At 57.1% G+C, this 11,273-nt stretch carries 13 protein-coding genes and 1 other annotated feature; of the genes, 1 reads left to right on the top strand and 12 read right to left on the bottom strand.

Annotated features, from left to right (window positions below; translation table 11 throughout):
• Positions 1-310: 310 nt before the first annotated feature.
• The 4 genes from btuD to REA38_RS11000 form a co-directional block, all read right to left on the bottom strand.
• Positions 311-1,066 carry a vitamin B12 ABC transporter ATP-binding protein BtuD gene (btuD, locus tag REA38_RS11015; RefSeq protein ID WP_039566410.1) on the bottom strand — a complete coding sequence of 252 codons (756 nt, stop codon included), beginning with the start codon at positions 1,064-1,066 and terminating at the stop codon, positions 311-313.
• Positions 1,067-1,071: 5 nt separating this feature from the next.
• Complete coding sequence (locus REA38_RS11010) at positions 1,072-1,623, bottom strand: glutathione peroxidase (protein WP_308885859.1); 552 nt, start codon at positions 1,621-1,623, stop codon at positions 1,072-1,074.
• A gap of 45 nt (positions 1,624-1,668) precedes the next feature.
• The gene (gene btuC, locus REA38_RS11005; RefSeq protein WP_049196143.1) at positions 1,669-2,676 is read right to left on the bottom strand and encodes a vitamin B12 ABC transporter permease BtuC; all 1,008 of its coding nucleotides are present in this window, start codon (positions 2,674-2,676) and stop codon (positions 1,669-1,671) included.
• A gap of 178 nt (positions 2,677-2,854) precedes the next feature.
• A complete protein-coding gene (locus tag REA38_RS11000) occupies positions 2,855-3,271 on the bottom strand; it encodes a DUF2502 domain-containing protein (RefSeq protein ID WP_039566415.1) in 417 nt (138 codons plus the stop codon).
• Between the two features lie 232 nt (positions 3,272-3,503).
• On the opposite strand from REA38_RS11000, the gene REA38_RS10995 reads away from it, so the two are divergent.
• Positions 3,504-3,635 carry a hypothetical protein gene (locus REA38_RS10995; RefSeq protein WP_033653919.1) on the top strand — a complete coding sequence of 44 codons (132 nt, stop codon included), beginning with the start codon at positions 3,504-3,506 and terminating at the stop codon, positions 3,633-3,635.
• A 183-nt stretch (positions 3,636-3,818) separates the two neighbouring features.
• Here REA38_RS10995 and ihfA read toward each other — a convergent pair whose 3' ends face one another.
• The 8 genes from ihfA to thrS all read right to left on the bottom strand — a co-directional run bounded on the left by ihfA (position 3,819) and on the right by thrS (position 11,093).
• A complete protein-coding gene (gene ihfA / locus REA38_RS10990; protein ID WP_004931414.1) occupies positions 3,819-4,115 on the bottom strand; it encodes an integration host factor subunit alpha in 297 nt (98 codons plus the stop codon).
• A gap of 4 nt (positions 4,116-4,119) precedes the next feature.
• Positions 4,120-6,507 (bottom strand): phenylalanine--tRNA ligase subunit beta, encoded by a 2,388-nt coding sequence (gene pheT, locus REA38_RS10985; RefSeq protein WP_033653918.1) that lies wholly within the window; start codon positions 6,505-6,507, stop codon positions 4,120-4,122.
• Between the two features lie 14 nt (positions 6,508-6,521).
• On the bottom strand, positions 6,522-7,505 hold the full coding sequence (gene pheS / locus REA38_RS10980; protein WP_004931416.1) for a phenylalanine--tRNA ligase subunit alpha: 984 nt from the start codon (positions 7,503-7,505) through the stop codon (positions 6,522-6,524).
• Between the two features lie 172 nt (positions 7,506-7,677).
• Positions 7,678-7,800, bottom strand: a sequence feature (Phe leader region).
• Entirely contained in the window at positions 7,752-7,796 is a 45-nt protein-coding gene (gene pheM, locus REA38_RS10975; RefSeq protein ID WP_121626058.1) for a pheST operon leader peptide PheM, read from the bottom strand. Its footprint overlaps the feature before it by 45 nt.
• A gap of 113 nt (positions 7,801-7,913) precedes the next feature.
• Positions 7,914-8,270 carry a 50S ribosomal protein L20 gene (gene rplT, locus REA38_RS10970; protein ID WP_004931417.1) on the bottom strand — a complete coding sequence of 119 codons (357 nt, stop codon included), beginning with the start codon at positions 8,268-8,270 and terminating at the stop codon, positions 7,914-7,916.
• Positions 8,271-8,313: 43 nt separating this feature from the next.
• Entirely contained in the window at positions 8,314-8,511 is a 198-nt protein-coding gene (gene rpmI / locus REA38_RS10965) for a 50S ribosomal protein L35 (RefSeq protein ID WP_004931418.1), read from the bottom strand.
• A 98-nt stretch (positions 8,512-8,609) separates the two neighbouring features.
• Positions 8,610-9,161, bottom strand: a complete 552-nt coding sequence (infC, locus tag REA38_RS10960) for a translation initiation factor IF-3 (protein WP_048233542.1) — start codon at positions 9,159-9,161, stop codon at positions 8,610-8,612.
• 3 nt (positions 9,162-9,164) lie between these two features.
• Positions 9,165-11,093, bottom strand: a complete 1,929-nt coding sequence (thrS, locus tag REA38_RS10955) for a threonine--tRNA ligase (protein WP_025159696.1) — start codon at positions 11,091-11,093, stop codon at positions 9,165-9,167.
• Positions 11,094-11,273 lie beyond the last annotated feature (180 nt).

Raw genomic sequence — 11,273 nt, 5'->3', positions numbered from 1 at the left:
TTCCGTGGATTAACTGACAATGTAAGGCCGCAAGCTTAACTAAACCTTAAGACGAGACGTGTCATCAGTGGGAGAACTGATGGATAGATGTCGTTACCGTTAATTTAATTTACCAAAAAAATCAATTGTTTATTCTTTTTAATAATTATTTACTTATTTTATTTTCGCCGAATCAAGCCTAGCACGTCATTGACGCTTTTCAATAAAACCCACGATAAAATGAGCGGTGGAACAATAATAGCCGATGATTACCCGGCTATTTATATTCACTACGTTTAGTTTTCGTTTACATTTATGCTGCCGGGACGAATTAAGCCGTGCGCGTCATGATCCAACGCTGGTTCCCCACCCATTGCAGGTGAAAATCCACTTCATAGATCTGCGACAACAGGTCGGGCGCCATCACCTCACGGGTGATGCCCTGCGCCACCAGCTGCCCAGCGTGCAGCAACCAAACCCGATCGGCCTGCTGCAGGGTATGATTCAGATCGTGCGCGCACACCAGCGCGCTGCGCCCACTTTGGCAGAATTCGCGCAGCAGGCGATCCAGCGCGACCTTTTGCGCCACATCCAGGCTATTGGTCGGTTCATCCAGCAACAACAATCGGCTGTGCGGATTGACGCTGGGCCACACCTGCAGCAACACCGCCGCCAGCCGCACCCGCTGCCATTCGCCACCGGAAAGCTGCGTCAACGTGCGTGACAGCTTATCCACCAGCTTCAACCGCTGGCATAGATAGAGGATGGCGTGCTCCACCTCGGTTTGCGCCGCGCCGGCAGGCCGGTGCAACGCCAAATACTGAAACACCGGCATCAGCGACACCGGCGGCTGTTGCTGGCTGAGATAACCGCGTCGGCGCGCCAGCTCGCTCCCCGGATAATCGGCTAACGCGCATCCGTCCAGGCAGACTTCGCCCAGCCCCGGCAGCATGCCCGCCACCCGCGCCAACAGGGTGCTCTTCCCTGCGCCATTGGGGCCGATCAGGTGAACCTGCAACCCGCCGTCAATCTGTGCCGAAAAAGGCGCCAGGCGCCCCGCCACCCCAACCTCAACGAGTTGCAGCATCTGTCTTATCCTGCCAGCGCTTGTTTCACCGCCGCCACCAGCGCCGGATCTTCCGGCGTAGTGTCAGGCGAGAAGCGCTGGATCACCGTGCCGTCGCGCGCGATCAGGAATTTCTCGAAGTTCCACAGAATATCGCCGGGGTGCTTCGGCGCACGCCCTTTGCTGGTCATCCGCGCCAGAAACTCGCTGCCCTGCGGTGCGACAGCCTCCGGCTGTGCGGCAATCAGCGCCTGGTACAGCGGATGACGGCGTTCGCCGTTCACCTCAATCTTGGCGAACATCGGGAATTGCACGCCGAAGGTGCCACGGCAAAACGCCAGGATCTCTTCGTTGCTGCCCGGCTCCTGGCCCAGGAATTCATTGGACGGGAACCCGAGGACTTCCAGCCCTTGATCGCGGTAGGCTTCGTACAGCGCTTCCAGCCCTTCGTACTGTTTGGTCAGGCCGCACTCCGAGGCCACGTTGACCACCAGCAACACCTTATCCCGGTAGGCGCCCAGCGTGGTCGGCTGATTTTCAATGGTTTGTAACGGCAGGTTGTCGATTGGCTTGCTCATCGGTTGTCATCCTTTGGTTTTTTAATGGCAGGTGAATGAAGAGAACTACCTTACGCCTTTTGCCCGGGTCAGTAACCAGATAAATAGCGGCGCCCCCAGCGTGGCGGTCACCACGCCGATCGGCAGCTCGGCCGCCAGCAGCGTAATGCGGGCAACCACATCGGCCACCAGCAACACCCCGGCCCCGGCCAGCGCGCAGGCCGGCAACAGATAGCGTTGGTCGGTCAGGCCGATAAGCCGCAAAATATGCGGGATCACCAACCCAACGAAGCCAATCACCCCGGCGAGCGCCACGCTGACGCCGACCAGCCAGCCGATCGCCAGCACCAGCAGGTTACGCCACAGATGCAGCGACAGCCCTAGTTGCCGCGCCTGTACCTCGCCCAGCGCCATCAGGTTGAGCGCTTTGCCCTGGCCACACAACCACAGCAGCACCGGCAGCAGCGCCAGCACCAGCCACTTTTGGCGCCAGTCGACCCCGCCGAAACCGCCCATCATCCAGTACATCAGCTGCCGCAGATCGAGGCTGGTGCTGAAATAGACCGCCCAGGTCATCAGCGCGCTGCACACGATGCCCAGCGCCACGCCGACCAGCAACAGCCGCGCATTGGTCAGACGTCGGCGGCGAGCGAAGCCCAGCAACAGGAAGGTCATCGCCAGCGCACCGGCTATCGCGGCGGCGCTCATCAGCGCCACCGGCAACAACCCCTGCCCCAACAACACCGTCAGCACCAGCGCTACGCCGGCGCCGTTAGCGACGCCCAGCAGACCGGGCTCCGCCAGCGGGTTTTCAAACAGCGCCTGCATTACCGCGCCCGCCACCGCCAGGGCGGCGCCGACCAGCATCACCGCCAGCGCGCGCGGCAAACGCAGTTGCCAGACGAACAGTTGCGCCCGATCGCTGAACCACTCTGACGGCCATATCCATTGGTCGCCGGCGCAAAGGCTGAACAGCAACGCCACCGCCACGCCCAGCGCCAACAGACCGATCTGGCGTTTATCGCGGTAGCGTTGATGTTGCAACAATAAGGTGAAGGTACGGCTGGTTGGCATGGCGCGGCGGTTCCCTGCCGGCCGCTGTCGTGGCCGGATAATTGACGTTTGAGTCGAATATTAGGGGATTAACGCCGCAAGGGGAAGCCTTGCGTGGATGATGGCGCAGGAAAGCAGCGGCTGGCCTTGCCCGTCATCGCAACGATGATGGCAAAACCAGCCGCCGATAAACTCAGGGTTAACGATGCGGGCCGGCGTTGCCCGGTGGATAAGGCTGGCCGCGGCCGTCATCGCGGCGGTCGGAAGCACCGCGATCGTCATGATTGCGCTCGTGGTCGCGATTATCGCGATCGCCGCGGAACGGATTGCCGCTGCGTGCCGGCTCACGGTGATCATAGCCACGCGGCGGCGATGGCTGCCAGCGGCCGCCGTCCCAGTACATGCCGCGCGCATTGCGCTCACCCAGACCGCGGCCCTGATGCGCATGCCACCACTGCGGTGGACGCCAGTCGTAACCATCCCAGTAGTAGCCGCGACGGTCCTGATCCCCCAGATGCAGAGAAACGCCCGGCACATTGATATCGACAGAGACATCGGCCTGCGCCGCCAGCGGCAGCAACAGCGGGAAACACATCAGCAACAGGATCTTTTTCATTTTGCCTTCTCACTCTATTTTTCTTGCTGCAGTGGTTATATCAGCGCGTTTATTTAACCACTATCTCACCGATGCCTATTTTCAGATTGTTTTCGACGGCCTTACACAATCCCTACACTGTTTGCCCTCGCCTTTAATTATCATAACCGCTGACAAGGCTTAACGAATAACTGACGGCTCTCAAGCGGCGTGGCAATTATAATTAAGCGAATTTCCATCGGAGGAGAATAAGATGATTAAACGTATAGGCAGCCTGCTGGCCGTTGTGGCCCTGACAGCAAGCCTCAGCGCCTGCTGCTGGGGCCCGCACTGGGGCGGCGGCCACCGTGGCGATGGCCCTGGCCATTATCACGGCCGTTATTGAAGCGGAAAAACGCCACTCACCAAATAAGATATGAGAATATTCCGCAATTGAGATTAAATAAGTTTTTCCGTAGCGTTTGAACGCAGAATTTTAATTCTTACATTGCCCATTAGGAATAAACTGAATTTTATGCCAAAAAAGAAAAAGGCCGCGCAAGCGGCCTTTTTTGATATCACACGTCACTCACCCTTTCGGGCTGGCGTTTTCTACCCGGCTTTTCAGCTTCTGCCCCGGACGGAAGGTCACCACGCGGCGCGCCGTAATCGGAATGTCTTCGCCGGTCTTCGGGTTACGCCCCGGACGTTGGTTCTTGTCACGCAGATCAAAGTTGCCAAAACCCGACAGTTTTACCTGTTCGCCATTCTCAAGGGCCCGACGGACCTCTTCAAAGAACAGTTCCACCAGGTCTTTGGCGTCCCGTTTGCTAAGCCCAAGCTTCTCAAACAGGTGTTCTGACATTTCAGCTTTAGTAAGCGCCATAGGTTCAATCCCTCAAGGATGCTTGGAATCGCTGTTTTAGAGCCTCTACGCATTTTGCAACGGTAGCGGCTATCTCCTCTTCTTCCAGTGTACGAGCGGTATCCTGCAATACCAGACTGATAGCCAGGCTCTTGTCACCTTCTGCCACGCCCTTGCCACGGTACACGTCAAACAAGTTTACGCCAACTACCTGATTTGCGCCAACTTTCTTACACTCGGCCAAAATATCTTCTGCGGGGACGTTTTCAGCCACCACAACGGCGATATCACGGCGGTTTGCCGGGAAGCGCGAAATCTCCCGCGCCTGAGGCACGGCGCGGCTCGCAAGCTTGTTCCACTCCAGTTCAAACACCACGGTGCGGCCGTTAAGATCCAGTTTACGTTCAAGTTCCGGGTGAATCACACCGATGAAACCTACGCGTTCGCCGTGTAAATAAATCGCCGCACTCTGCCCTGGATGCAGGGCCGGATTGGCTTCCGCCCGGAACTGAATTTCGGATAATTTACCGGTCAGTTCGAGGACAGACTCCAGATCCCCTTTTAAATCATAGAAGTCGACGGGCTTGCGCGCCAGATCCCAATGCTCATCGTGCGTATGGCCGGCGATCACGCCTGCCAGCATGACGTCCTGACGAATACCCAGATCTGCCGCACTATCAGGCACAAAGCGCAGGCCGCTTTCGAACAGGCGCAGACGCGTCTGCTGACGGTTCTGGTTATACACCACCGCGGACAGCAAACCGGTCCACAGCGACAGGCGCATCGCCGACATTTCGACCGAAATCGGGCTCGGCAGGATCAGCGCTTCTTCATTCGGGTGCAGCAGCGCCTGCACTTTCGGATCGACGAAGCTGTAGGTGATCGCTTCCTGGTAGCCGTGATCGACCAGCATGGTCTTCACGCGCTTGAGCGTCAGATCGGCTTCGCGATGCTGGGTCATCACCAGATCGGCGCGCACCGGCACATCCGGGATGTTGTCGTAGCCGTAAACGCGCGCCACTTCTTCCACCAGATCCTCTTCGATTTCCATATCGAAACGCCAGCTCGGCGCGACCGCTTGCCAGCTGTCGCCCTGCTCGGTCACCTGGCAGCCCAGGCGGCGCAGAATGTCGCTGACCTGCTCGCTCGGCACCACGTGGCCGATCAGACGATCCAGCTTCTCGCGGCGCAGCGTGATGGTGGCGCGCTTCGGCAGTTCGTTTTCGTGGGTTACGTCGATAACCGGGCCGGCCTGGCCGCCGCAGATGTCGAGCAGCAGGCGCGTGGCGCGCTCCATCGCTTTGTACTGCAGCGCCGGATCGACGCCGCGCTCATAGCGGTGAGACGCATCGGTGTGCAGGCCGTGACGGCGTGCACGGCCGGTGATCGACAGCGGGCTGAAGAAGGCGCATTCCAGCAGCACGTCCTGAGTTTCCCCGTTGACGCCGGAATGCTCGCCGCCGAAGATGCCGCCCATCGCCAACGCTTTTTGATGATCGGCGATCACTAAGGTGTCGGCGCTCAGTTTGGCTTCGTTGCCGTCCAGCAGCGTCAGGGTTTCCCCTTCTTCCGCCATGCGCACCACGATACCGCCGTCGATGCGGCCCAGATCGAAAGCGTGCATCGGCTGGCCAAGCTCCAGCAGCACATAGTTGGTGACGTCTACCACGGCATCGATAGAACGGATGCCGCAACGACGCAGTTTTTCGCGCATCCACAGCGGGCTTGGCGCCTTGACGTCGATACCTTTCACCACGCGCCCCAGATAGCGTGGGCACGCCTGCGGCGCGTCAACGCGGATCGGCAGCGTGGCGTCGATGGTGGCGGCCACCGGGCTCATGTCCGGCTCGGTCAGCGCAACCTGGTTCAGTACGCCCACGTCGCGCGCGACGCCGATGATGCCCAGGCAGTCGGCGCGGTTCGGCGTGACGCTGATCTCGATGGTGTTGTCGTTCAGTTTCAGGTAGTCACGGATGTCGGTGCCGATCGGCGCATCCAGCGGCAGCTCGATGATGCCGTCATGATCGTCGGAAATGCCCAGCTCGGAGAACGAGCACAGCATGCCTTCCGAAGGTTCGCCGCGCAGTTTGGCGGCCTTGATTTTGAAGTCGCCCGGCAGCACCGCGCCCACGGTGGCGACCGCCACTTTCAGGCCGGTACGGCAGTTCGGCGCGCCGCAGACGATGTCGAGCAGGCGTTCGCCGCCTACGTTAACCTTGGTGACGCGCAGTTTGTCGGCGTTCGGGTGCTGGCCGCACTCGACCACCTCGCCCACGACGACGCCGTTAAACGCGCCGGCAACCGGATCCACGCCGTCCACTTCCAGGCCGGCCATGGTGATTTGATCGGATAATGCTTCGCTGCTGATGGCCGGGTTTACCCACTCGCGCAACCAGAGTTCACTGAATTTCATGTGATATTCCCGCCTTACTTAAACTGTTTGAGGAAACGCAGATCGTTTTCGAAGAATGCGCGCAGATCGGTGACGCCGTAACGCAGCATCGTCAGGCGCTCCATGCCCATACCGAAGGCGAAACCGGAGTAAACTTCCGGATCGATGCCCACGTTGCGCAGCACGTTCGGATGCACCATGCCGCAGCCCAGCACTTCCAGCCATTTGCCATTCTTGCCCATCACGTCCACTTCAGCGGACGGCTCGGTGAACGGGAAGTAGGACGGACGGAAACGAACCTGCAGGTCTTCTTCAAAGAAGTTGTTCAGGAAATCGTGCAGCGTGCCCTTCAGATTGGTGAAACTGATGTCTTTATCGACGATCAGCCCTTCCATCTGATGGAACATCGGGGTGTGCGTCTGATCGTAGTCGTTACGATAAACGCGGCCCGGCGCAATGATGCGGATCGGCGGCTGCTGGTTCTTCATGGTGCGGATCTGCACGCCGGAAGTCTGGGTGCGCAGCAGGCGCGTGGCGTCGAACCAGAAAGTATCGTGGTCGGCGCGCGCCGGGTGATGCCCCGGAATGTTCAGCGCGTCGAAGTTGTGGTAATCGTCTTCAATCTCCGGGCCGGTGGCAACGGAGAAGCCCAGCTCGCCGAAGAAGGTTTCGATACGGTCGATGGTGCGGGTCACCGGATGCAGACCGCCGTTTTCCATGCGACGGCCCGGCAGGGAGACGTCGATGGTTTCAGCCGCCAGGCGCGCGTTCAGCGCAGCGCTTTCCAGCGCGTTCTTACGCGCGTTCAGGGCGTCTTGCACCTCCTGCTTGGCCTGGTTGATCACCGCGCCGGCCGCCGGACGATCTTCCGCCGGGACGTCGCGCAGAGACTGCATCTGCAAGGTGAAATGACCTTTCTTGCCAAAATATTCGACGCGCACCAAATCTAACGCGGCAACATCCTGGGCATCTTCTACGGCTGCCTTGGCATTGGCAACCAGCTCTGCGAGATGTGGCATTGCTTTCCTCTTCCTCTGGCCGGGATGGCCCTAAGTAATTGTTATCTATATTCGAACACGCCTTTGAGCAATCTTCAAAGACTTTTCAATGCGTTGCCGGCCGGGCGGCTCACCTGAGCTGAACGCCAGCCGTACTCACCGCAACGCGTTGCAAGGCGGGACGATGGCCAAAAACAAAAAAGCCTCCACGAGGGAGGCTTAGGCGCTACTTTTCGTTTCTTTTCTTACGCGCAAAGCCTCCTGAAATCAGGCGCTAAAGTAAAAAAAGAAACGAAAAATAGCTGCGTGCATGATTGCGGTACCTTGTCGATGATTGCCCACCAGTGATATAGCTGCGGACAATGAAAGTCAATATTTGTCGCTGAAAACAAAGATTAAAAGAGGGAGCAAGCTCCCTCTTCTACTGACTTACGCCAGAGCTGCTTTCGCTTTCTCAACCAGTGCGCCGAAGGCCACTTTGTCGAAGACTGCGATGTCAGCCAGGATCTTACGGTCAATTTCGATCGACGCCTTTTTCAAGCCGTTGATGAACTTGCTGTAAGACAGACCGTTCTGACGAGCAGCTGCGTTGATACGTGCAATCCACAGCTGACGGAACTGACGCTTACGTTGACGACGGTCACGGTAAGCATACTGGCCTGCTTTGATTACTGCCTGGAAGGCAACACGATATACGCGCGAACGGGCACCGTAGTAACCTTTCGCCTGCTTCATAATTTTCTTGTGACGTGCGCGTGCAATTACACCACGTTTTACGCGAGCCATATGCTCTCTCCTAAAGTCTTATTCTAAATTCAAAAAAAATGGCTTATGCGTACGGCAGGCACGCGGTAACCAGGACCAGATCGTTTTTAGACACCATGCCTTTCGGACGCAGGTGACGTTTACGCTTGGTTGCTTTTTTGGTCAGAATATGACGCAGGTTGGCATGTTTACGCTTAAAACCACCGCTGCCGGTTTTTTTGAAGCGCTTGGCTGCACCACGTACAGTTTTAATCTTTGGCATTTTAATTAAATCCACTTCGCATTGTTAAACAACGAATCAGTTGGGCGAATAAAACCCACACAGCGCAAGCGCCGCGCGGGTTCCATTACTTGTAAGCCTTACTGTTTCTTCTTAGGAGCGAGCACCATAATCATCTGGCGGCCTTCGATCTTCGTAGGGAAGGATTCGACCACTGCCAGATCCATATCTTCACACAGGTCTTTACGGACGCGGTTAAGCACTTCCATACCGATCTGCTGGTGCGCCATCTCACGCCCGCGGAAACGCAGGGTGATTTTGGCTTTATCGCCATCTTCCAGAAAGCGAATCAGGTTGCGTAGTTTGACCTGATAGTCGCCATCATCGGTGCCAGGACGGAATTTGATTTCCTTGACCTGAATAACTTTTTGCTTCTTCTTCTGTTCTTTCGTCGACTTGCTCTTCTCGTAGAGGAATTTGCCGTAATCCATGATTCGGCAAACTGGCGGTTCGGCATTTGGGCTGATTTCTACTAAATCAACGCCCGCTTCCTCAGCTTTTTCAAGAGCTTCATTCAGACTGACAATACCAATCTGCTCGCCATCGACGCCGGTTAGGCGAACTTCTTGCGCGCGAATTTCTCTGTTAATGCGATTAGGACGCGCCGGTTGAACTCGTTTTCCGCCTTTAATACTTTATTCCTCCAGTTGATGAAGACTACGGCTGCGAATCTCTTTCAGCAGCTTGTCTACGACTTCGTTTACGTCCAGGCTTCCCAGGTCTTTGCCACGGCGGGTACGAACGGCAACTTTGCCTGCTTCGACCTCTTTGTCGCCGCACACCAACATGTAAGGGACTCGACGTAAAGTATGTTCGCGAATTTTAAAGCCAATCTTCTCATTTCTCAAGTCCGCTTTCACGCGAATGCCTGCATCCTGCAGTTTTTTGGTCAATTGCTGGACGTAATCAGACTGACTGTCGGTGATATTCATCACCACCACCTGCACCGGAGCGATCCAGGTCGGGTAGAACCCGGCGTATTCTTCGGTCAGGATACCGATGAAACGTTCCATGGAGCCCAAAATGGCGCGGTGAATCATTACCGGCACGACGCGATCGTTGTTTTCGCCAACATACGAAGCGCCCAAACGGCCCGGCAAGAAGAAATCGAGCTGCACGGTACCACATTGCCATGCGCGATCCAAACAATCATGCAGGGTAAATTCAATTTTCGGTCCGTAGAAGGCGCCCTCACCCGGCTGATATTCAAACGGAATGCCGTTCTCGGTCAGCGCGGCGGCCAGGTCTTCTTCCGCACGGGTCCACATGTCGTCGGTGCCGATGCGTTTTTCCGGGCGAGTGGACAGCTTGACGGCGATCTTGTCGAAGCCGAAAGTGCCGTACACGTCATACACCATGCGGATGCATTCGTTCACTTCAGCGCGCACCTGCTCTTCCGTACAGAAGATGTGGGCGTCATCCTGCGTGAAGCCGCGCACGCGCATCAGGCCGTGCAGGGAACCCGATGGCTCATTGCGGTGGCAGCTGCCGAACTCGCCCATGCGCAGCGGTAAATCGCGGTACGACTTCAGGCCCTGGTTGAAGATCTGCACGTGGCCCGGGCAGTTCATCGGCTTGATGCAATATTCGCGGTTTTCCGACGCGGTGGTGAACATTGCGTCTTTGTAGTTTTCCCAGTGGCCGGTTTTTTCCCACAGCACGCGGTCCATCATGAACGGACCTTTCACTTCCTGGTACTGGTACTCTTTGAGCTTCATGCGCACGAAGGCTTCCAGCTCGCGGAAGATGGTCCAACCGTCGTTGTGCCAGAACACCATGCCCGGCGCTTCTTCCTGCATATGATACAGGTCGAGCTGTTTGCCGATCTTGCGGTGATCGCGCTTGGCCGCTTCTTCCAGACGTTGCAGGTAGGCGTTCAACTGCTTCTTGTCTGCCCAGGCGGTGCCGTAGATACGCTGCAGCATTTTGTTTTTGCTGTCGCCGCGCCAGTAAGCGCCGGAGGTTTTCTGCAGCTTGAAATGGTGGCAGAAACGCATGTTCGGCACGTGCGGGCCGCGGCACATGTCGACGTATTCTTCGTGGTGGTACAGGCCAGGACGATCGTCATGGCTGATGTTCTCATCCAGGATCGCCACTTTGTAGATTTCGCCGCGCTCAGCGAAGGTGTCGCGGGCTTCTTGCCAGCTGACCTTCTTCTTGATGACGTCGTAATCCTTATCGGCCAACTCGTGCATCCGCTTTTCCAGCAGATCCAGGTCTTCCTGCGTCAGGGTGCGGTCGATATCCACGTCATAATAGAAACCGTTGTCGATCACCGGACCGATCGCCATTTTGGTATCCGGCCACAGCTGCTTGATCGCATGACCCAGCAGGTGAGCACAGGAGTGGCGCATGATTTCCAGGCCGTCCTCATCTTTGATGGTGATGATGGCCAGCTGCGCATCCGATTCGATCAGATCGCCGGCGTCGACCAGCTCGCCGTTGACGCGGCCGGCGATACAGGCTTTCGCCAGGCCAGGGCCGATATCGCGCGCGACATCCATCGGGGAAACGGGGTGATCGAAATGACGCTGACTACCGTCAGGAAGGGTAATAACAGGCATTAATAATTCCTTATCTACAGTGGTGACCCACACGACAGATCACATGCAGTACGAAAATTGGATTTTGGGTTTGGTCAGCCAGGTTTCAGATCTCGCCCACAATTGCCAGATTGAAACCTCACTGGGTATACAGAATGGAACGCATACCTTCTCAGCCACATTCGGCTAAGCGAATAGTAT

This window comes from Serratia sp. MF1(2023) (assembly GCF_030954545.1).
Classification (GTDB): domain Bacteria; phylum Pseudomonadota; class Gammaproteobacteria; order Enterobacterales; family Enterobacteriaceae; genus Serratia; species Serratia sarumanii.
Note: the sequence above shows the minus strand (reverse complement) of the source record. Positions and strands in the feature narration are given on the sequence as shown.

Bases quoted from the DNA above. Each gene is read 5' to 3' on its own strand.
- thrS (WP_025159696.1), bottom strand. From the start codon at position 11,093: ATGCCTGTTATTACCCTTCCTGACGGTAGTCAGCGTCATTTCGATCAC.
- rplT (WP_004931417.1), bottom strand. From the start codon at position 8,270: ATGGCTCGCGTAAAACGTGGTGTAATTGCACGCGCACGTCACAAGAAA.
- REA38_RS11010 (WP_308885859.1), bottom strand. From the start codon at position 1,623: ATGAGCAAGCCAATCGACAACCTGCCGTTACAAACCATTGAAAATCAG.
- REA38_RS11000 (WP_039566415.1), bottom strand. From the start codon at position 3,271: ATGAAAAAGATCCTGTTGCTGATGTGTTTCCCGCTGTTGCTGCCGCTG.
- pheS (WP_004931416.1), bottom strand. From the start codon at position 7,505: ATGCCACATCTCGCAGAGCTGGTTGCCAATGCCAAGGCAGCCGTAGAA.
- ihfA (WP_004931414.1), bottom strand. From the start codon at position 4,115: ATGGCGCTTACTAAAGCTGAAATGTCAGAACACCTGTTTGAGAAGCTT.
- REA38_RS10995 (WP_033653919.1), top strand. From the start codon at position 3,504: ATGATTAAACGTATAGGCAGCCTGCTGGCCGTTGTGGCCCTGACAGCA.
- pheT (WP_033653918.1), bottom strand. From the start codon at position 6,507: ATGAAATTCAGTGAACTCTGGTTGCGCGAGTGGGTAAACCCGGCCATC.
- btuC (WP_049196143.1), bottom strand. From the start codon at position 2,676: ATGCCAACCAGCCGTACCTTCACCTTATTGTTGCAACATCAACGCTAC.
- rpmI (WP_004931418.1), bottom strand. From the start codon at position 8,511: ATGCCAAAGATTAAAACTGTACGTGGTGCAGCCAAGCGCTTCAAAAAA.
- btuD (WP_039566410.1), bottom strand. From the start codon at position 1,066: ATGCTGCAACTCGTTGAGGTTGGGGTGGCGGGGCGCCTGGCGCCTTTT.